The 20,001-nt window shown below is 71.7% G+C and carries 14 protein-coding genes and 1 pseudogene; 8 read left to right on the top strand and 7 right to left on the bottom strand.

The window, feature by feature from the left end; translation table 11 throughout:
• The first annotated feature begins 26 nt into the window (after positions 1-26).
• Both ACZ7HQ_RS38045 and ACZ7HQ_RS38040 read left to right on the top strand, forming a co-directional pair.
• The gene (locus tag ACZ7HQ_RS38045; RefSeq protein WP_470999987.1) at positions 27-1,241 is read left to right on the top strand and encodes an acetyl-CoA C-acetyltransferase; all 1,215 of its coding nucleotides are present in this window, start codon (positions 27-29) and stop codon (positions 1,239-1,241) included.
• Positions 1,242-1,282: 41 nt separating this feature from the next.
• A complete protein-coding gene (locus ACZ7HQ_RS38040) occupies positions 1,283-3,466 on the top strand; it encodes a 3-hydroxyacyl-CoA dehydrogenase NAD-binding domain-containing protein (protein ID WP_470999985.1) in 2,184 nt (727 codons plus the stop codon).
• Here the strand turns inward: ACZ7HQ_RS38040 and ACZ7HQ_RS38035 are convergent.
• Entirely contained in the window at positions 3,452-4,159 is a 708-nt protein-coding gene (locus ACZ7HQ_RS38035) for a MerR family transcriptional regulator (RefSeq protein ID WP_470999983.1), read from the bottom strand. The genes ACZ7HQ_RS38040 and ACZ7HQ_RS38035 overlap by 15 nt on opposite strands.
• Positions 4,160-4,395: 236 nt before the next feature.
• Here ACZ7HQ_RS38035 and ACZ7HQ_RS38030 point away from each other — a divergent pair, with 236 nt between their 5' ends.
• Positions 4,396-5,871 carry an amino acid permease gene (locus ACZ7HQ_RS38030; protein ID WP_470999981.1) on the top strand — a complete coding sequence of 492 codons (1,476 nt, stop codon included), beginning with the start codon at positions 4,396-4,398 and terminating at the stop codon, positions 5,869-5,871.
• A 160-nt stretch (positions 5,872-6,031) separates the two neighbouring features.
• Here the strand turns inward: ACZ7HQ_RS38030 and ACZ7HQ_RS38025 are convergent, their stop codons facing one another.
• Positions 6,032-7,525, bottom strand: a complete 1,494-nt coding sequence (locus ACZ7HQ_RS38025) for a M1 family metallopeptidase (protein WP_470999979.1) — start codon at positions 7,523-7,525, stop codon at positions 6,032-6,034.
• A gap of 186 nt (positions 7,526-7,711) precedes the next feature.
• On the opposite strand from ACZ7HQ_RS38025, the gene ACZ7HQ_RS38020 reads away from it, so the two are divergent.
• Positions 7,712-9,667, top strand: coding sequence for a Xaa-Pro dipeptidyl-peptidase (locus ACZ7HQ_RS38020; RefSeq protein ID WP_470999977.1), 1,956 nt, complete (start codon positions 7,712-7,714; stop codon positions 9,665-9,667).
• A gap of 51 nt (positions 9,668-9,718) precedes the next feature.
• On the opposite strand, the pseudogene ACZ7HQ_RS38015 reads toward ACZ7HQ_RS38020, so the two are convergent.
• Positions 9,719-10,633 (bottom strand): annotated as a pseudogene (locus tag ACZ7HQ_RS38015) (FAD-dependent oxidoreductase).
• 101 nt (positions 10,634-10,734) lie between these two features.
• Here ACZ7HQ_RS38015 and ACZ7HQ_RS38010 point away from each other — a divergent pair.
• Positions 10,735-11,766, top strand: a complete 1,032-nt coding sequence (locus tag ACZ7HQ_RS38010) for an oxidoreductase (protein WP_470999975.1) — start codon at positions 10,735-10,737, stop codon at positions 11,764-11,766.
• A 35-nt stretch (positions 11,767-11,801) separates the two neighbouring features.
• Positions 11,802-13,442, top strand: coding sequence for an ABC-F family ATP-binding cassette domain-containing protein (locus ACZ7HQ_RS38005; protein WP_470999973.1), 1,641 nt, complete (start codon positions 11,802-11,804; stop codon positions 13,440-13,442).
• 11 nt (positions 13,443-13,453) lie between these two features.
• Here the strand turns inward: ACZ7HQ_RS38005 and ACZ7HQ_RS38000 are convergent, their stop codons facing one another.
• From ACZ7HQ_RS38000 to ACZ7HQ_RS37990, 3 genes are all read right to left on the bottom strand, one after another.
• On the bottom strand, positions 13,454-14,242 hold the full coding sequence (locus ACZ7HQ_RS38000) for a calcium-binding protein (protein WP_470999971.1): 789 nt from the start codon (positions 14,240-14,242) through the stop codon (positions 13,454-13,456).
• Positions 14,243-14,339: 97 nt separating this feature from the next.
• Positions 14,340-14,915, bottom strand: a complete 576-nt coding sequence (locus ACZ7HQ_RS37995; protein WP_470999969.1) for a DinB family protein — start codon at positions 14,913-14,915, stop codon at positions 14,340-14,342.
• 73 nt (positions 14,916-14,988) lie between these two features.
• The gene (locus tag ACZ7HQ_RS37990; RefSeq protein WP_470999967.1) at positions 14,989-17,376 is read right to left on the bottom strand and encodes a Tex family protein; all 2,388 of its coding nucleotides are present in this window, start codon (positions 17,374-17,376) and stop codon (positions 14,989-14,991) included.
• A gap of 186 nt (positions 17,377-17,562) precedes the next feature.
• Here ACZ7HQ_RS37990 and ACZ7HQ_RS37985 point away from each other — a divergent pair, with 186 nt between their 5' ends.
• Together ACZ7HQ_RS37985 and ACZ7HQ_RS37980 are read left to right on the top strand one after the other, a co-directional pair.
• A complete protein-coding gene (locus ACZ7HQ_RS37985) occupies positions 17,563-18,522 on the top strand; it encodes a GlxA family transcriptional regulator (RefSeq protein WP_470999965.1) in 960 nt (319 codons plus the stop codon).
• A gap of 12 nt (positions 18,523-18,534) precedes the next feature.
• Complete coding sequence (locus tag ACZ7HQ_RS37980) at positions 18,535-19,185, top strand: DJ-1/PfpI family protein (RefSeq protein WP_470999963.1); 651 nt, start codon at positions 18,535-18,537, stop codon at positions 19,183-19,185.
• Here the strand turns inward: ACZ7HQ_RS37980 and ACZ7HQ_RS37975 are convergent.
• The gene (locus tag ACZ7HQ_RS37975) at positions 19,157-19,912 is read right to left on the bottom strand and encodes an enoyl-CoA hydratase/isomerase family protein (protein WP_470999961.1); all 756 of its coding nucleotides are present in this window, start codon (positions 19,910-19,912) and stop codon (positions 19,157-19,159) included. The two genes, ACZ7HQ_RS37980 and ACZ7HQ_RS37975, sit on opposite strands and share 29 nt — an antisense overlap.
• Between the last annotated feature and the right edge of the window lie 89 nt (positions 19,913-20,001).

Here is a 20,001-nt window from a genome sequence, read left to right as displayed (position 1 = left end):
GGCCCACCCTCCCGAAAGGCACATCAGTGAGCACCGAAGCGTACGTGTACGACGCGATCCGCACCCCGCGCGGCCGCGGCAAGGCGAACGGCGCCCTGCACGGCACCAAGCCCATCGACCTGGTGGTCGGACTCATCCACGAGATCCGCGACCGCTTCCCCGGTCTCGACCCGGCCGCCGTCGACGACATCGTGCTCGGTGTCGTCGGACCGGTCGGCGACCAGGGCTCCGACATCGCCCGGATCGCCGCGATCGCCGCCGGACTGCCGGACACGGTCGCGGGCGTGCAGGAGAACCGCTTCTGTGCCTCGGGCCTGGAAGCCGTCAACCTGGCCGCCGCCAAGGTCCGCTCGGGCTGGGAGGACCTGGTGCTCGCGGGCGGCGTGGAGTCCATGTCCCGCGTCCCGATGGCCTCCGACGGCGGCGCCTGGTTCAACGACCCGATGACCAACCTCGCCGTCAACTTCGTGCCGCAGGGCATCGGCGCCGACCTGATCGCCACCATCGAGGGCTTCTCCCGCCGTGACGTGGACGAGTACGCCGCCCTGTCCCAGGAGCGCGCCGTCACGGCCTGGAAGGAGGGCCGCTTCGCCCGCTCGGTCGTCCCGGTGAAGGACCGCAGCGGACTGGTCGTCCTCGACCACGACGAACACCCGCGCCCCGGTACCACCGCCGACTCCCTCGCGAAGCTCAAGCCGTCGTTCGCGGACATCGGCGACCTCGGCGGCTTCGACGCCGTCGCGCTGCAGAAGTACCACTGGGTGGAGAAGATCGACCACGTCCACCACGCGGGCAACTCCTCCGGCATCGTCGACGGCGCCTCCCTCGTCGCGATCGGATCCCGGGAGGTCGGCGAGCGTCACGGCCTCACACCGCGCGCGCGGATCGTCTCCGCGGCCGTCTCCGGCTCCGAACCGACCATCATGCTCACCGGTCCCGCCCCCGCCACCCGCAAGGCCCTGGCGAAGGCCGGCCTCACCATCGACGACATCGACCTCGTCGAGATCAACGAGGCGTTCGCCGCGGTCGTGCTGCGCTTCGTCAAGGACATGGGCCTGTCCCTGGACAAGGTCAACGTCAACGGCGGTGCCATCGCCCTCGGCCACCCGCTCGGCGCGACCGGCGCGATGATCCTCGGCACGCTCATCGACGAACTGGAGCGCCAGGACAAGCGTTACGGCCTCGCCACCCTGTGCGTCGGCGGCGGCATGGGCATCGCCACCATCGTCGAGCGCATCTGAACTCCCCGCGGACTCACCAGACTTCAACGGAGACGACTGTCATGACCGAGAGCACGACCATCCGCTGGGAGCAGGACGACACCGGTGTCGTCACCCTCGTCCTGGACGACCCCGACCAGTCCGCGAACACCATGAACCAGGCGTTCCGCGACTCCCTCGCCGCGATCACCGACCGGCTGGAGGCCGAGAAGGAGTCCGTCCGCGGCATCATCTTCACCTCCGCCAAGAAGACCTTCTTCGCGGGCGGCGACCTGCGCGACCTGATCCGGGTCACACCCGAGACCGCGCAGGACCTGTTCGACGGCGGTCTCGCCATCAAGCGGAACCTGCGCCGCATCGAGACCCTCGGCAAGCCGGTCGTCGCCGCGATCAACGGCGCGGCCCTCGGCGGCGGTTTCGAACTGGCCCTCGCCTGCCACCACCGGGTCGCCCTCGACACCTCCGGCACGAAGATCGGCTGCCCCGAGGTCACCCTCGGCCTGCTGCCCGGAGGCGGCGGAGTCGTCCGTACGGTACGGCTGCTGGGCATCGCCGACGCGCTGCTGAAGGTGCTCCTGCAGGGCCAGCAGTACAACGCGCGGCGCGCCCAGGAGAACGGTCTCGTCCACGAGGTCGCCGCCACGCGGGACGAACTCCTCGCCAGGGCACGCGCCTTCATCGACGCCAACCCCGAGTCGCAGCAGCCCTGGGACAAGCCCGGCTACAAGATCCCCGGCGGCACGCCCGCCAACCCGAGGTTCGCGGCCAACCTGCCGGCCTTCCCTGCCACCCTGCGCAAGCAGACGAACGGCGCGCCCTACCCGGCCCCGCGCAACATCCTCGCCGCGGCCGTCGAGGGCGCCCAGGTCGACTTCGAGACCGCCCAGGTCATCGAGGCCCGCTACTTCGTGGAGCTGGCCGCCGGACAGACCTCGAAGAACATGATCCAGGCGTTCTTCTTCGACCTCCAGGCCGTCAACTCCGGCGCCAACCGCCCCAAGGGCATCGAGCCCCGCCAGGTCCGCAGGGTCGCCGTCCTCGGCGCCGGCATGATGGGCGCCGGCATCGCCTACTCGTGCGCCCGCGCCGGCATCGAGGTCGTCCTCAAGGACGTCTCCCTGGAAGCGGCCGTCAAGGGCAAGGCCTACTCCGAGAAGCTGTGCGCCAAGGCCGTCACCAGGGGCCGTACCAGCCAGGAGAAGGCGGACGCGCTGCTCGCCCGGATCACCCCCACCGCCGACGCCTTGGACCTCGCGGGCTGCGACGCGGTCATCGAGGCCGTGTTCGAGGACACCAGCCTCAAGCACAAGGTGTTCCAGGAGATCGAGTCCGTCGTCGCCCCCGACGCGCTGCTGTGCTCCAACACCTCCACCCTGCCCATCACCACCCTCGCCGAGGGCGTGGAGCGCCAGGCCGACTTCATCGGGCTGCACTTCTTCTCGCCGGTCGACAAGATGCCGCTGGTGGAGATCATCAAGGGCGAGCGCACCGGCGACGAGGCGCTGGCCCGGGCCTTCGACCTGGTCCGGCAGATCAACAAGACGCCGATCGTCGTCAACGACTCGCGCGGCTTCTTCACCTCGCGGGTGATCGGCCACTTCATCAACGAGGGCGTCGCGATGGTCGGCGAGGGCATCGAGCCCGCCTCCGTGGAGCAGGCCGCCGCCCAGGCCGGCTACCCGGCCAAGGTCCTCTCCCTCATGGACGAGCTGACCCTCACCCTGCCGCGCAAGATCCGGAACGAGACGAAGCGGGCCGTGGAGGAGGCGGGCGGCACCTGGACGGCGCATCCGGCCGAGGCGGTCATCGACCGCATGGTGGACGAGTTCGGCCGCCCGGGCCGCAGCGGCGGCGCCGGTTTCTACGACTACACCGAGGACGGCAAGCGGGCCGGACTCTGGCCGGGCCTGCGTGAGCACTTCACGAAGCCGGGGCACCGGATCCCGTTCCGGGACATGCAGGAGCGGATGCTCTTCGCCGAGGCGCTCGACACCGTGCGGCTCCTCGAGGAGGGCGTCCTGACCTCGGTCGCCGACGCCAACATCGGCTCCGTCCTCGGCATCGGCTTCCCGGGCTGGACCGGAGGAGTGCTGCAGTACGTCAACGGCTACGAGGGCGGCCTGCCCGGTTTCGTGGCCCGCGCGCGGGAGCTCGCCGAGGCCTACGGCGAGCGGTTCACCCCGCCCGCCCTGCTGGTGGAGAAGGCCGAGAAGGGGGAGCGGTTCACCGACTCAGCCCGCGCCTGACCCGGTGACCCACTCGCTCAGCTTTTCCCGCAGCGAGCGCTGGAAGGTGGTCAGCAGCGCCTGGACCACCAAGGGGTGCATGTGCGCCGACAGGGACTTCACGTCCCGGGCGTCACGCTCCGCCACCTCGCCGCGGAAGAGCCGGGAGAGTTCGTGGGCCGCGGCGCGCGAGTGCTCGATGAGCACCTTGCGCGCCGCGAGGATCACCTCCTGCGACAGCGGCACGTCGAGCAGCTGCACTCCGAGCCGGAGCAGGCCGGCATCGACACGGAAGGTGTCACCGTCCACCTCCGTGACGACGTTCATCGCCGCCAGCCGCTCCACGTCCTCGGTGGTGAGCGGCCGTCCCGCCCGCCGTTCCAGTTCCCGCCGCGACACCGTGTCCACCGCGTCCGGCGCCCAGGACGCGACCACCGCCCGGTGAATGGCCAGGTCGTGCGGGGTGAGATCGTCCGGCAGCTGCTTCAGGTACCGCTCGATCGCCGACAGGGTCATGCCCTGCTGCTGCAACTCCTCGATGAGGGCCAGCCGGGCCACGTGGTCCGGCCCGTAGTGCCCCACCCGGCGCGGGCCGATCACCGGCGGCGGCAGCAGTCCCTTGCTGCCGTAGAAGCGCACGGTGCGGACCGTGACGCCCGCCCGGGCGGCCAGCTCGTCGATGGTGAGGGGCGTCTGCCCGGCATCGGTCGTCATGTGCAGCAGTATCGCTGTCTCACCGATGGTGTGAAACCCATGGTGAACGCCGGGTGAACCCCGCGTAGATCATGTGAGAAGCAACGCTCTGTGACATGGGCCACCGACTACCGCCGGTTCCTTCTGGGAAGCTGCTGCCTTGGTCTGTGCCGCAACACATCGGGATGGTGCGGGCCGAACCCTGCACGACCCCCGGGCCCACGAGGACCGGGCGCACCAGGAAAGTGGTACCACCCGTGAGCAAGGACGCCGTGGATTCGGCACAGGCCATAGCCCCTGCCCAGACGGCCGCGACGCCCGCGGACGCGGGCGACGCCGGTTACAGCAAGGACCTCAAGGCCCGCCACATCAACATGATCGCCATCGGCGGCGCCATCGGCACCGGGCTCCTCCTGGGAGCCGGCGGCCGGCTGCACAACGCCGGCCCGGCGCTCGCCCTGGCCTATCTGGTCTGCGGCGTCTTCGCCTTCTTCGTCGTACGCGCCCTGGGCGAACTGGTCCTGTACCGTCCGTCCTCCGGCTCCTTCGTGTCGTACGCACGCGAGTTCCTCGGCGAGAAGGGCGCCTACGTCGCCGGCTGGATGTACTTCCTGAACTGGTCGACCACCGGCATCGCCGACATCACCGCGATCGCGCTCTACACGCACTACTGGAGCTTCTTCACCTCGATCCCGCAGTGGGTGCTGGCGCTGATCGCCCTCGCGGTGGTCCTGGCCGTGAACCTGATCTCGGTGAAGATCTTCGGCGAGATGGAGTTCTGGTTCGCGATCATCAAGGTCGCCACCATCGTCGGCTTCATGCTGGTCAGCATTTTCCTGCTCGCCACCCAGCACAAGGTCGGCGGCCACACCCCCGGCCTGAGCGTGATCACCGATCACGGCGGCATCTTCCCGCACGGCATGATGCCGGTCGTCCTGGTCATGCAGGGCGTGATCTTCGCCTACGCCGCGCTGGAGCTGGTCGGCGTGGCCGCCGGCGAGACCGCCGAGCCGGAGAAGGTCGTCCCGCGCGCGGTGAACTCGATCATGTGGCGCGTCGGCCTCTTCTACGTCGGCTCGGTCGTCCTGCTCGCTCTGCTGCTCCCCGGCTCGGTGTACTCCGCCGGTCAGAGCCCGTTCGTGACCGTCCTGTCCAAGATCGGCGTCCCGGCGGCCGGTGACGTGATGAACCTCGTCGTGCTGACCGCCGCCATGTCCTCGCTGAACTCGGGTCTGTACTCCACCGGCCGCATCCTGCGCTCGATGGCCATGGCGGGCTCCGCCCCGAAGTTCACCGCCAGGATGAGCCGCAGCCAGGTGCCCTACGGCGGCATCCTGCTGACCTGCGCGGTCTGCGTGCTCGGTGTCGGCCTGAACTACCTCGTGCCGAGCCAGGCCTTCGAGATCGTGCTGAACGTCGCCTCCCTCGGCATCATCAGCACCTGGGTGATCATCATGGTCTGCCACATGGTCTTCGTCCGCCGTGCCCGTGAGGGCCTGGTGACCCGGCCGCACTTCCAGCTGAAGTTCAGCCCGGTCACCGAGATCGCCACGATCGTCTTCCTGCTGGTCTGTCTCGGCATGATGTGGAACGACCCCGACGTCGGCCGCAAGACCATCCTGCTGATCCCGGTGATCGCCCTCATGCTGGTCGCCGGCTGGTTCGGCGTGCGCCGCCGGGTGTCCGCGAACACGGACAAGGCCCTGGCAGAGCTGTCGGACCCCGCGAAGTAGCAGATCAGAGCCGCTGGCAAGCCGCCCGAAGCCTGCACGGCCCCGGCCTCCCGGGCGGAGCCGTCAGGCCGGGACGAGCGGTCGAAGCGGACGGCCGGACCGGTCCCCGGGCACTGCAGCCCGAGGCCGGCCCGGCCGCGCAGAGCGCCCCGACGCGCGGTCAGCGCCCGTGGCCGCCGTGCGCCGACTCGATCCACTTCCAGGACTTCGGCCGGGCCGCCGTCGTGTCCGCCTTCGCCAGGGACGCGGCGCGCGCCGCGGACGCGGCCGGCTTCGACGGCTGGAACAGCCAGGTGTCGAAAAGCGCCGCGAGGGGCTTGCCGGACACCTGCTCGGCGTACTTCTGGAAGTCGGCCACCGAGGCGTTGCCGTAGGCGTGCTCCTGCGGCCAGCCCTTCAGGATGCGGAAGAACGCGTCGTCGCCGACCTCCTTGCGCAGCGCCTGGATGGCGAGGGCGCCCCGGTCGTAGACGGCGGCGTCGAACTGGTTGTCCGGGCCCGGGTCACCCGGCTTGACCGTCCAGAACGCGTCGTCGGCCGGATGGGAGGCGTACACGTAGTCGGCGAGCTGCTGCGTGGTGCCCTCGCCCTCGTGCTCGGACCACAGCCACTGCGCGTACGTCGCGAAGCCCTCGTTGAGCCAGATGTCCTTCCAGCCCTTCAGCGACACGTCGTCGCCGTACCACTGGTGGGCCAGCTCGTGCACGACCACCGAGCTGTTGGCGCCCTTCGCGAACTGCTTCGGGCTGTAGTAGACGCGGCCCTGGGTCTCCAGCGCGTACCCGGTGGTGGTGTTCGGCACGTACCCGCCGGCCGAGCTGAACGGATACGGCCCGAAGTAGCCGCTCAGCCAGTCGACCAGCTCGCCGGTGCGCTCCACACTCGCCCGCGCGGCCCCGTCGTTGTCACCGAGGTCCTTGCTGTAGGCGTTGACGACCGGCACACCGCCGTCGGAGGTACCGGTCGTGATGTCGAACCTGCCGACGGCGAGTGTGGCCAGATAGGTCGCCTGCGGCTTGTTCTGCCGCCAGCTGTAGCGGGTCCAGCCCAGCTTCGAACCGGTCGACTGCAGCGTGCCGTTGGAGATGGCCTGGGTGCCGTCCGGCACCGCCACCGACACGTCGTAGGTGGCCTTGTCGCTCGGGTGGTCGTTGCTCGGGAACCACCACCAGGCGGCCTCGGGCTCGTCGGCGGCGACCGCGCCGTCCGGCGTGCGGTGCCAGGCGTTGAACCCGTAGGCGGTCTTCGTGGACGGCACCCCACTGTAGCGGACCACGACCGTGACCGGCGTGCCCTTGGCCAGCGGCGTCTTCGGCGTGACGACCAGTTCGTGCTGCTGGGAGTGCGTGAACGCGGCCTTGGCGCCGTTGACCCGTACCTCGCTCACATCCAGCAGGAAGTCCAGGTCGAAGCTGGACAGGTCCTGCGTGGTCCTCGCCAGGATCGTCGCCGTGCCCTGCAACTCGTCCGTCGTCGGCTGGTACTGCAGCCTCAGGTCGTAGTGCGAGACGTCGTAGCCGCCGTTGCCGTAGTACGGGTAGTACGGGTCGCCGATGCCCGGCGCGCCCGGGGAGTAGCTCGCGGCCGATGCCGGGATCGCCAGCAGGAGGGAGGCCGCCGCCAGTGCGCCCGGCGCGATGATTCTGCGGTGCACGTCAGCTCCAAGTCGTCGGTACATGAGGTCCGTTCGGAGATCTCTGTTCGGAGCCTATTCAGTCCCCGTGGCCCCTGACCTGTCCATGGCCCCCGCTGTCACACGATCGCCATTCGGCCGTCACGGGCCCGCGCGTCGCCCTGAAGCGCTCTTCTGTACGGCAGTTCACCGGAGTACCGTCCGCGCATGCCGATTCGCACCCTCATTCGCACGCGCTCCACGATCTGGAGAGCGCTCGCCACGGCGGTCGTCGCCACCCTGGCGGCCGCGTTCCTCACTCCAGCCGCCGCGCAGGCCGCACCCCGCGAGAGCCGGCCCGTCTACTCCTACGCCCACGCCATCCGCGAGTCCGTGTGGGTGGACACCGGCCTCGACGGCGACGGCGACGGGAGGACCGACCGCGTCGCGGCCGACGTCGTCCGCCCCGCCGAACCCGCCCGCCAGGGCCGCAAGGTGCCCGTCATCATGGACGCGAGCCCCTACTACTCCTGCTGCGGACGCGGCAACGAAAGCCAGGTCAAGACGTACGACGCACAGGGCCACGTCGTCCAGATGCCGCTCTTCTACGACAACTACTTCGTGCCCCGCGGCTACGCCTTCGTCGGCGTCGACCTCGCCGGCACCAACCGCTCCGACGGCTGCGTCGACGTCGGCGGCCGCTCCGACATCCAGTCCGCGAAGGCCGTCATCGACTGGCTGAACGGCCGTGCCAAGGCGTACACCACCCGGACCGGGGCGCAGACCGTCAACGCCACCTGGACCAACGGCAGGACCGGCATGATCGGCAAGAGCTGGGACGCCACGATCGCCAACGGCGTCGCCGCCACCGGTGTCAAGGGTCTGCGGACGATCGTCCCGATCAGCGGCATCTCCTCCTGGTACGACTACTACTTCGCGCAGGGCGCCCCGCTGTACGACGGCGGCCCCGACGGCCTGGCCGGCTACGTCGAGAGCGACGCGGCACACGCCCACTGCGCGGCCGTGCAGAGGAAACTCGCCGACGGCAGCCCGCGCAGCGGCGAATGGACCGGGCTGTGGACCGAGCGGGACTACGTCAAGGACGCGGCCAAGGTGCGCGCCAGCGTGTTGCTGGTGCACGGCATGCAGGACCTCAACGTCCGCACCAAGCACTTCGGCCAGTGGTGGGACGCCCTCGCGCAGCACGGCGTGCACCGGAAGATCTGGCTGTCCCAGACCGGGCACGTCGACCCCTTCGACTACCGGCGCGGCGCCTGGGTCGACACCCTGCACCGCTGGTTCGACCACGAACTCCTCGGCTACGACAACGGCATCGACCGTGCGCCGATGGCCGACGTCGAACGCCACCCCGGCCAGTGGGTCACCTCCCGTGTCTGGCCCCCGCAGTCCACCCGCGCCACCGTCCTGCACCCGGCCCCCGGCCCCGCCGCCGGCGTCGGCACGCTCGGCCTGCGCCCCGCGACCGGCACCGAGACCTTCACCGACGACCCGAAGCTGAGCGAGACCGACTGGGCCGCGCACCTGACCACGCCCACGGCCGAGAAGACCGGCTTCCTCACCGCACAGCTCACCCATGACCTGCGCCTGTCCGGCTCGTCCACGGTGACGGTGACCGCGACACCGACCACCACCTCGGCCCACCTCTCCGCCGTCCTGGTCGACCTCGGCCCGGACACCATCCGTGACTACGCCGACAGCCACGAGGGCATCACCACGCTCACCGAGCGCACCTGCTGGGGCGCGAGCACGGCCGGCGACAGCGCCTGCTTCAAGGAGACGAAGGCCAAGACGGCCAAGGTCGACTACACCGTGGTCAGCCGCGGCTGGGCCGACCTCGGCCACTACGCCTCCCTCGCCAAGGGCGTCCCGCTCACCCCGGGCAAGGCGTACACGATGACCCTGCGTCTCGCGGCCACCGATCACGTCGTCCCCCAGGGACACCGGCTGGCCCTGATCATCGCGGGCACGGACAAGGACCTCATCGACCCGCCGGCCACCCGGCCGGCCGTCACGGTGTCCCTGTCGGGCACGACGGCGAGCCTGCCCCTGGTCGGCGGCGCACCGGCGTTCGCCCGGGCCACGTCCGGCACGGCCACGGCTCCCGCGCCGGGGGTCCTGAACGGCGTCCGGTCACCGCGCGCGGCCGGGCACATCCCGGGATAGGCGCAGCGGGGCGGGGCGTCCGCCGGGTGGGCGACCCCGGGTACGCCCCGTTCAGGCGGCCGGGAACGCCAACCCGGCCGCCTCCCGGGCACACCCCCACGCCACGGTGACCCCGGCCCCGCCGTGGCCGTAGTTGTGGACCAGGACGCGGCCGTCGGGCAACGGCTGCCGTTCCAGTCGTACCGCGTCCCGGGCCGGGCGCAGGCCCACCCGGTGGCCGAGCACCCGGGCCCGCGCGATCTCCGGCCGGACCGCCGCGCACCGGGCGAGGATCGCCGCGGCGGTGGCGGGGTCCGGCTCCAGGGACCAGTCGTCCTCCTCCGCCGTACCGCCCAGCAGCAGCCCGTCCGGCTGCGGGATGACGTACGTGGAGGTGTCACCGGCGTGCTCGGCCATGGTGAACCAGGTGGTGATCCCCGGGTTCTCCACGAGAACCAGCTGCCCGCGCACCGGACGCACCGCCGGGTCCGGCACCAGCGAACGCGCGCCCAGGCCCGTGCAGTTGACCACGACCGGTGCCGGTACGGCGGCGAGGCCGGACACCTCACGCAGCTCCACCACACCGCCTGCCTCGGCGAGCCGTTCCCGCAGCCACGCCAGGTGCACCGGCATGTCGATCACCGGCAGCCGCGCCGCCAGCCCCTCGGCCACGGCCCGCAGCCCCGCCACCCGGCCCGCCCACGCGCCCAGTTCGTCCAGCCGGGCCCCGCGGTGTACGCCGTCGACCAGGCGTACGCCCGTCTCCTCGGGCCGCCCCGCCAGCTCCTCGTACACGGTGAGGGACTCCAGCGCCCAGGCACCGGCCAACCGCTCGGGTTCGATGCGGTACGGCCACCACAGGCCGCCGGCGACCGCCGAGGTCGTACGCTCGGCGGGCTCCCGCGCTCACACCCGTACCCGCCGCCCGGACTCGGCCAGCACCACGGCCGTCGTCAGGCCGGCGACCCCGCTCCCGACCACGATCACTTCGTCACTCGGCTCGCTGTCCACGCCAGGACGATAGGACCAGTCCGGCCGACTGTGTCATGCCGCGCTCACATCCGTGCCGGGGTGGGAATACTCACAGCATGTCTGCCGCATACGCGACCTTCGGCCTGACACCGGCGATCCGCGCCGGCGGTGTGCTCGCCGACGGCGGCTACCAGGTGCACCGCGACTTCGTGGACTTCGTCGTCGACGGCCGACCGCTGCTGTTCCGGCTGTCCGATCTCGACGCCGTCTCCCCGCTGGCCTCGGACGTCCCGCCCGCCATCTTCACCGCGCAGGTGCGCGCCCTGCTGCTGGAGGCCGAACCGCCGCTCCCGGAGGGCCGGTTCGTGATCTACGGCTGCCCCGAGTGCGCGGACCTGGCCTGCGGAGCGGTCACCGCCGTCATCGAGCGCGAGGGGGAGGACTACGTCTGGCGGGACTTCGCCTGGCAGACGGACGAGCACGCCGACCTGGAGCTCAACGGCTACCACGGCATAGGCCCGTTCCGCTTCCACGGCGCCGAGTACCGCGCGGCCCTCGGCGCCCTGGCAAAGGATCCCGCCGCGCCCCGCCGGCGGGTGCTGCTGATCGGCGCCCGGGTCGCGGTGCTGGCCAGGCTGGCCGCCGCGCTGCGCACCATCGGCATCGGCGCCGACATCACCCAGGACGCCCGGGCCGTCCCCGCCGAGGAACTGCGCGGTTACGGCGCGGTCGCCTTCGGCCGCGCGGTCGGCGAGGCCGAACGGGCCGCCGTCCTGCGGGCCTTCGAGCAGGCAGGGGTCGACGTCGCCCGCGTGGACGGGCCGGCCCCGATCGTGCCACTGCTCGTCGCCCGGATCGAGCACGCCCTGGACCCGACCCCGCTCCCGCAGCGCCGGCTCGCCGGGCTGACCGCCGCCGGGGACACCGCCGACGTCGAGGTGACCTCGGCATGCCGGGTGCGGATCACCGCCCACCGCCTCGACCGGCTCCACCGCACCCACAGCCGCGAGGTGTTCGACGGCGTCCTGGAACCCGGCCGGCACCGGGTGCCGCTGGATCCGAAGGCGGTCAAGGGCGAGGCCTTCATCGTCGCCCGCACACCGGGAGGCGTGCTCACGGCACCGGTCACCGGCGGGAAAGGGGGCTGAGGCGCGGTGCCGGGCCCGTTAGGATCGGCCTCCTGATGACTGCCACCCTCGTCGCCAAGAACCTCGCCGCCGGCCACGGTGACCGTTCCCTCTTCTCCGGCCTGGACCTCGTCGTCGCGCCCGGCGACGTGATCGGTCTCGTCGGCGCCAACGGCGCGGGCAAGTCCACCCTGCTGAAGCTGCTCGCCGGCCTGACCCGGCCCGAGCACGGTGAGCTGCGGCTCTCACCGCCGAGCGCGACCGTGGGCCATCTGCCGCAGGAACCCGAGCGCAGGCCGGGGGAGACCGTCCGGGAGTTCCTGGCCCGTCGCACGGGTGTCGCCGACGCCCAGCGGGTGATGGACGAGGCGACCCAGGCGCTCGTCGACGGCGCGCCCGGCGCCGACGACGCCTATGCGACCGCCCTGGAGCGCTGGCTCGGCCTCGGCGGCGCCGATCTGGAGGAGCGCGCGGAGGAAATCGCCGACTCCCTCGGTCTCGCCGTCGGCCTGGACCAGCCGATGACCTCCCTGTCCGGCGGCCAGGCGGCCCGCGCCGGCCTCGCCTCGCTCCTGCTGTCGCGCTACGACGTCTTCCTCCTGGACGAGCCCACCAACGACCTCGACCTCGACGGCCTGGAGCGCCTGGAGCGCTTCGTCACCGGCCTGCGCGCCGGCACGGTCGTCGTCAGCCACGACCGCGAGTTCCTCACCCGTACGGTCACCAAGGTCCTCGAACTCGACCTCGCCCAGCGGCAGATCAACCTCTACGGCGGCGGCTACGAGGCCTACCTGGAGGAACGCGAGGTCGCCCGCCGGCACGCCCGTGAGGAGTTCGAGGAGTACGCCGACAAGAAGGCCGCCCTCCAGGACCGGGCGCAGATGCAGCGCTCCTGGATGGACAAGGGCGTCAAGAACGCGCGGCGCAAGGCCGGCAGCGACAACGACAAGATCGGCCGCAAGTTCCGCAGCGAGGCCAGCGAGAAGCAGGCCGCCAAGGCCCGGCAGACCCAGCGCATGATCGAGCGCCTCGACGTGGTCGAGGAGCCGCGCAAGGAGTGGGAGCTGCGCATGGAGATCGCGGCCGCCCCGCGCTCCGGCGCGGTGGTGGCGACCCTCAGGGACGCCGAGGTCCGGCGCGGCGGCTTCACCTTCGGACCGGTGTCCCTGCAGATCGACTGGGCGGACCGGGTCGCGGTCACCGGGGCCAACGGCGCCGGCAAGTCGACGTTGCTCGGCGCGCTGCTGGGCCGCGTCCCGCTCGACGCCGGACACGCCGCGCTCGGCTCGGGCGTCCTGGTCGGCGAGGTCGACCAGGCCCGCAAGCTGTTCCACGGGCCCGAGACGCTGCTGGACGCGTTCACCGCGGCCGTCCCCGACACGGAGCCCGCCGAGGTCCGCACCCTGCTCGCCAAGTTCGGCCTGAAGGCGGACCATGTGCTCCGCCCGGCCGCGACCCTCTCCCCGGGCGAACGCACCCGCGCCGCCCTGGCCCTCCTCCAGGGCCGGGGCGTCAATCTCCTGGTCCTGGACGAGCCGACGAACCACCTCGACCTGCCCGCCATCGAACAGCTGGAGTCCGCCCTCGACTCCTACGAGGGCACGCTGCTCCTGGTCACCCATGACCGCCGCATGCTGGAAGCGGTCCGGGTGACCCGGCGGCTGGAGGTGGCGGACGGCAAGATGACCGAGCGGTAGCGCTCGCCGGGTCAGCCCGTGGTGACGTCGACGTAGTCGCCGGAGGCGTTGGCCGGGCCGGTCGTGCTCGTCCCGGCGAAGCTCCAGCGCCAGTAGCCGTCCGCGGTGGCCGTCGCGGTGGTCTTGAGGGCGCCCGAGGTGCCGCTGGTCACCGTCTTCACGGTGCTGTACGTCGTGGTGCCGGCCTTGCGGAACTGCAGCTTCACCGACTGGCCCGCGTAGCCGCTGTAGGTGCCGCCCTTGCCCCAGTCGGCGCGGGTCAGGGCGCCCTTCACGGTGATCGTGGCACCCGCGGCCACCGGTTCGGGGGAGGCGTCGGCGGTCAGCCTGGCGGCACGCTTCATCAGGAAGGTGCCCGCGCTCTCCTTGTCGACGTAGTCGAAGTCGTTGGCGTCCACGGACGTCCAGATGTGCCAGGTACCGGCGTTGGCGTTGATGAGCATAGCGTTCGGGTCGATGGTGACGGCGGCGGTGCAGGTGGAGGTGGTGGTGCTTCCGGCGACCGGGGTGCAGGTCAGCGGAGTGTCGGAACCGGGCCCGGCGGAGCCGTCGGGGTTGTCGAACGAGCCGTGGTAGAGGAAGCCGTGGACGTCCTTGATTCCCGAGTCGTCGGTCGCGCTGATGCTGAGGGTGACCGTCTTCTTCGTCATGGCGCCGAGCACGACCGGCTCGCCGCCGTTGACCACGGCCAGGAGGACCTGGGTGTCTCCGTCCCCGGAGTCGGCCCGGGCGCCCGTCACGGTGAGGGCCGACAGTGCCAGCGCGCCCGACAGGGCCGCAACGGCGGAACGTCTGAACATGTGTCCCCATAAGGATGAGTTGTGCGCCCGGAACCGGGCAGAAGGCGAAACCGATCGAATGGTAGTGATCCGACCGGTCTCCCAACAGCTTTTTCCCTCAGGCCTGCTCGGCCGCACGCTGCACCCGCTCCCGGTGCGCCGCCCAGGCGGCCCGGTCCCCGGGGGCCATGTTGGTGCCGTCCGGCCGCTGACCCGTCGCCCCGTCGATCAACTCCCGTACGATGTCCGCGTGTCCGGCGTGCCGATGGGTCTCGGCGATCATGTGGGTCAGACCGCGGTGCAGTGTGACCTCTCTGCCCTCGCCCCCGGGTATCCGTCCGACCGCGTCCAGCGGGAGTGAGGCGATGGTCTCGTCGGAGTGCGCACAGGCCGCGCGGTACCGGCCGACGACGTCCTCCCGGCTCTCGTCCGGGCGGGCCCACAGATCGGCGTTGGGTTCCGCGTCCCCGGTGATCCACAGGGGCGTTCCGTCGAAGGGCTGGCCGTAGGTCGCGCCGAAGTACAGGGCCTCCGCGCCGGTGAGGTGCTTGACCAGCCCCAGCAGATTGGTCCCCGTCGGGGTCAGGGGGCGCCGGACGTCGTACTCGGACAGGCCCTCCAGCTTCCACAGGAGGACATCGCGGGCGTCCTGCAGATACACCTGGAGGTCGCGCTTGGGATCCGTGACGGTCATGGGGTGAGTCTGGCAAGCGCGTGATCTCAGGTCACGCGGTTTCGGGGCCCGGGCAGGGCCCGGGCCCCGTCGGTCAGCGCTTCTTCGGGTCCAGCAGCCCGGCTCGCCGCAGCGCGTCGGCCATGGCGCCGTTGGCGGGCGGCGGGGCCTGCCGTCCGCCCCGGTCACCGCCGCCACGGCCCTCGCGCCGGCCCTGTCCGCCGCCCTGCCGCTGCTGCGGCGGGCGGGGACCGCCCCCGCGCTGCTGGCGGCCACCGCCCTGCCCCTGCGGCGCGGCCTCGTCGTCCAGGCGCAGGGTCAGCGCGATCCGCTTGCGCGGGATGTCCACGTCGAGGACCTTCACCTTGACGATGTCACCCGGCTTGACGACGTCCCGCGGATCCTTGACGAAGGTCTTCGACATGGCCGAGACGTGCACCAGGCCGTCCTGGTGGACGCCGACGTCCACGAACGCGCCGAAGGCCGCCACGTTCGTCACCACGCCCTCCAGGACCATCCCGGTGGACAGGTCGGAGATCTTCTCCACGCCCTCCTTGAAGGTGGCCGTCTTGAAGGCGGGACGCGGGTCGCGCCCCGGCTTCTCCAGCTCCTTGAGGATGTCCGTCACCGTCGGCAGACCGAAGGTGTCGTCCACGAAGTCGGCGGGCTTCAGCGAGCGCAGCACGCCCGTGTTGCCGATCAGGGAGGCCACCTCCTGGCCCGTGGTCTTCACCATGCGGCGCACCACCGGGTAGGCCTCGGGGTGCACGCTGGAGGCGTCCAGCGGGTCCCCGCCGCGGATGCGCAGGAAGCCCGCGCACTGCTCGTACGCCTTCGGCCCGAGCCGCGCCACCTTCTTCAGCTCCGCGCGCGACTTGAAGGGGCCGTTGGTGTCCCGGTGCGCCACGATGTTCTCGGCGAGACCGGAGGAGATGCCCGACACCCGCGAGAGCAGTGGCACGGACGCCGTGTTGACGTCCACGCCGACGCCGTTCACACAGTCCTCGACCACCGCGTCCAGCGAGCGGGACAGCTTCACCTCGGACAGGTCGTGCTGGTACTGGCCGACGCCGATGGACTTCGGGTCGATCTTCACCAGCTCGGCCAGCGGGTCCTGCAGCCGCCGCGCGATGGAGACCGCGCCGCGCAGCGACACGTCCATGTCCGGCAGCTCCTGCGAGGCGTACTGCGAGGCCGAGTACACCGACGCGCCCGCCTCGGACACCATCACCTTGGTGAGCTTCAACTCCGGGTGCTTCGTGATCAGTTCACCGGCGAGTTTGTCGGTCTCGCGGGAGGCCGTGCCGTTGCCGATCGCGACCAGCTCGACCGCGTGCTCCCTGGCGAGCCGGGCCAGCTTGGCGAGGGCCTCGTCCCACTTGTTGGCCGGAACGTGCGGGTAGATGACGTCCGTGGCGACGACCTTGCCGGTCGCGTCGACCACGGCGACCTTCACGCCCGTACGGAAACCGGGGTCCAGACCCAGCGTCGCGCGGGTGCCGGCCGGGGCGGCCAGCAGCAGGTCGCGCAGGTTCGCGGCGAAGACGTTCACCGCCTCGTCCTCGGCGGCCGTGCGCAGCCTGAGGCGCAGGTCGATGCCGAGGTGGACGAGGAGCCGGGTGCGCCAGGCCCAGCGGACCGTGTCCGTCAGCCACTTGTCGGCCGGGCGGCCCCGGTCGGCGATCCCGAACCGGTGCGCGACGATGCCCTCGTAGGACGAAGGCCCGTCCGTGGGCTCCTCCGGCTCCAGGACGACGTCGAGGACCTCCTCCTTCTCGCCGCGCAGCATCGCCAGGACGCGGTGGGAAGGCAGCTCGGTGAACGGCTCGGCGAAGTCGAAGTAGTCGGCGAACTTCGCGCCCGCCTCCTCCTTGCCCTCCCGCACCTTCGCGGCCAGCCGCCCGCGCACCCACATGCGCTCGCGCAGCTCACCGATCAGGTCGGCGTCCTCCGAGAACCGCTCGGTCAGGATGGCCCGGGCGCCCTCCAGGGCGGCCTGCGGGTCGGCGACGCCCTTGTCGGCGTCCACGAACGCGGCAGCCGCCGCCAGCGGATCCACCGTCGGGTCGCCCAGCAGGCCCTCCGCCAGTGGCTCCAGGCCCGCCTCGCGGGCGATCTGCGCCTTGGTGCGCCGCTTGGGCTTGTACGGGAGGTAGACGTCCTCCAGCCGCGCCTTGGTCTCGGCGCCGCGGATACGCGCCTCCAGCTCGTCGGTGAGCTTGCCCTGCTCGCGCACCGACTCCAGGATCGCGGTCCGCCGCTCCTCCAGCTCCCGCAGATAGCGCAGCCGCTCCTCGACCGTGCGCAGCTGCGCGTCGTCGAGCATCTCGGTCGCTTCCTTGCGGTAGCGGGCGATGAAGGGCACCGTCGAACCGCCGTCGAGCAGTTCCACCGCGGCCCTCACCTGCCGCTCCCGTACGCCGAGTTCCTCGGCGATCCTGCCTTCGATGGATCCTGCTTCGATGGATCCGGGTGTCGTCACGATCCCGTACCGCCTTCTCCACTGAGGTTGCGCGGCAATTGTGGCAGGTGACACCGACAACCGGGCAGCAGGGCGGCGCGTGGCGGCAAGCCGGCGCCCGGCCGCGTCGTTCCCGGCACGGCCATGGCAGAAAAGGTGGGAAACGCGTCATTGCAGCCACCCTCCTGGGGGCGAAGAATCGACGGCATGGCGCAGCGCACCGTCCTCTTCGTCCTCTTCGACGGCGTCCAGAGCCTCGACGTCACCGGTCCGCTCGAGGTGTTCGCCGGCGCCGAGAGGCACACGCCGGGCACCTACCGGATCCGTACGGCCTCTCTGGACGGCGGCCCGGTGCGCAGCTCCGCCGGCCTGACCCTCGTACCGGACGAGGCGCTCACCGCGGCCCCCGCGCCGCACACCCTGCTGGTCCCCGGCGGCGAGGGCACCCGCGCGCCCGACCCGCGGCTGACCGAGTGGCTGCGCACCGAGGGACCGCGCGCCCCGCGGCTCGTCTCGGTGTGCACGGGCGCCGTCCTGCTCGCCGCCGCCGGGCTTCTCGACGGGCGACGCGTGACCACCCACTGGGCCCACTGCGGCACGCTCGCCCGTGACCACCCTGCTCTCGCCGTGGACCCGGAGCCCATCTACGTCCGGGACGGGCACATCGCCACCTCGGCCGGCGTGACCGCCGGCATCGACCTGGCCCTCGCCCTGGTCGAGGAGGACCTGGACCGGGACGTCGCCCTCGCCGTCGCCCGGCACCTGGTGGTCTTTCTGCGCCGGCCCGGCAACCAGGCGCAGTTCAGCGCCCAGCTCGCCGCCCAGACCGCGCGGCGCGCACCGCTGCGCGAGGTCCAGCGGTGGATCACCGAGCACCCGGCCGGCGACCTCACGGTCGAGTCGCTCGCCACCATGGCCCGGCTGTCACCACGCCACTTCGCGCGCGCCTTCCGCGACGAGACCGGCATGACCCCCGGCCGCTACGTCGACCGGGTCCGCCTGGAACACGCCCGCCGCCTGCTGGAGGACACCGGCGACGGCGTCGAGGAGGTCGCCCGCGCGAGCGGCTACGGCACCCCCGAGGCCATGCGCCGCGCCTTCGTCAAGGCCCTCGGAACGGCCCCGGCCGAGTACCGGCGCCGGTTCCGGCCCGCCACCACCCGCTGAAGGGACGAACCCATGCAGATCGCCCTGGTCGTCTATGACCGCTTCACCGCCCTGGACGTCGTCGGGCCCTACGAGATCCTCAGCCGGCTCCCGGACGCGGACCTCACCTTCGTCGCCGAGCGGCCCGGCCCCGTACGCACCGACACCGGCTTTCTCGCCGTCACCGCCGACAAGGCCCTCGACGAGGTGCCGTGCCCCGACCTGCTGGTGGTCTCGGGCGGCCCCGGCACCACGGCCCAGCTGGAGAACCCGGCCCTGCTGCGCTGGCTGCGCGCGGCGGACGCGACGAGTACGTGGACGACCTCGGTCTGCTCGGGCTCGCTGCTGCTCGCGGCCGCGGGACTGCTGCGCGACCGCCGGGCGACCAGCCACTGGGCCGCACTGGACCTGCTGAGGGAGTACGGCGCGCAACCGACGGGCGAACGGGTCGTGACCGACGGAAAGTACGTCACCGCCGCCGGGGTCTCCTCCGGCATCGACATGGCGCTCACCCTGACCGGCCGGATCGCGGGCGACGAACACGCCCAGGCCGTCCAGCTGCTGACGGAGTACGACCCCCAGCCGCCCTACGACGCCGGTTCCCCCGACAAGGCACCCGGGCACCTCGTCGAGGAACTGCGGGCGGGCAGCCGCTTCAGCCGGACGCGGACACGCTCCACGTGAACCGCGGCTGCCGGCGCTCCAGGAACGCGGCGACGCCCTCCGCCGTGTCGTCGCTGCCGCGTGCCCGGGCCGCCCAGTGGGCGTCCCGGTCGGTCCTGCCGTTCGCGAACTCCTTCGCGGCGGCCTGGGTCAGCTGTGAGCGGGAGACCAGGACCCGCGTCAACTCCGCCACCCGCTTGTCCAGTTCGCCCTCCGGCAGCACCTCGTCCACGAGCCCGGTGCCGAGCGCCCGCCCGGTGTCGATCAGCTCGGCCGTGAACAGCAGGTACTTGGCGGTGGCCGGACCCACCAGCGACACCAGCCGGCGGGTCGAGGAGGCCGGATAGACGATGCCGAGCCGCGCCGGTGTCACCCCGAACAGGGCGCCCTCCTGGGCCAGCCGCAGATCGCAGGCCGCCGCGAGCTGCGCCCCGCCCCCCACACAGTGCCCGCGCACCGCGGCGAGGGCCGGCTTGGGGAAGGCGGCGAGCGCCTCCTCGGCCGCCACGGCGAGTCCCTGGGCCTCGTCCGGTGACCCCTGGAGCGTGGAGATGTCCGCGCCCGCGCAGAAGGTCCCGCCCGCGCCGGTGAGCACCAGGGCCCGTACGCCGGGGTCGGCCGCCAGGTCGTCCAGCAGCGGCGGCAGTGCCCGCCACATCGCGGCGGTCATGGCGTTGCGCTTGGCCGGGTTGCTGATGACGACGGTGGCGACCGCGCCTTCGACACGGTGCGACAGCTGGGGCTCCATGCGCCGGATGGTATCGGGGGGCCGGCTTCCCAGGAGGGCCTCACCCCGGCGTTACCGAATCCCGTCCAGCGGGGACAAACAAGGAAGGA

Source organism: Streptomyces sp. NPDC037290, assembly GCF_055603245.1.
This window is presented reverse-complemented; position numbering and strand designations above follow the sequence as displayed.

Excerpts from the sequence above, each read along its gene's own strand:
- ACZ7HQ_RS38040 (WP_470999985.1), top strand. The coding sequence starts at position 1,283 with ATGACCGAGAGCACGACCATCCGCTGGGAGCAGGACGACACCGGTGTC.
- ACZ7HQ_RS38035 (WP_470999983.1), bottom strand. The coding sequence starts at position 4,159 with ATGACGACCGATGCCGGGCAGACGCCCCTCACCATCGACGAGCTGGCC.
- ACZ7HQ_RS38020 (WP_470999977.1), top strand. The coding sequence starts at position 7,712 with ATGCCGATTCGCACCCTCATTCGCACGCGCTCCACGATCTGGAGAGCG.
- ACZ7HQ_RS38010 (WP_470999975.1), top strand. The coding sequence starts at position 10,735 with ATGTCTGCCGCATACGCGACCTTCGGCCTGACACCGGCGATCCGCGCC.
- ACZ7HQ_RS38005 (WP_470999973.1), top strand. The coding sequence starts at position 11,802 with ATGACTGCCACCCTCGTCGCCAAGAACCTCGCCGCCGGCCACGGTGAC.
- ACZ7HQ_RS38000 (WP_470999971.1), bottom strand. The coding sequence starts at position 14,242 with ATGTTCAGACGTTCCGCCGTTGCGGCCCTGTCGGGCGCGCTGGCACTG.
- ACZ7HQ_RS37995 (WP_470999969.1), bottom strand. The coding sequence starts at position 14,915 with ATGACCGTCACGGATCCCAAGCGCGACCTCCAGGTGTATCTGCAGGAC.
- ACZ7HQ_RS37985 (WP_470999965.1), top strand. The coding sequence starts at position 17,563 with ATGGCGCAGCGCACCGTCCTCTTCGTCCTCTTCGACGGCGTCCAGAGC.
- ACZ7HQ_RS37980 (WP_470999963.1), top strand. The coding sequence starts at position 18,535 with ATGCAGATCGCCCTGGTCGTCTATGACCGCTTCACCGCCCTGGACGTC.
- ACZ7HQ_RS37975 (WP_470999961.1), bottom strand. The coding sequence starts at position 19,912 with ATGGAGCCCCAGCTGTCGCACCGTGTCGAAGGCGCGGTCGCCACCGTC.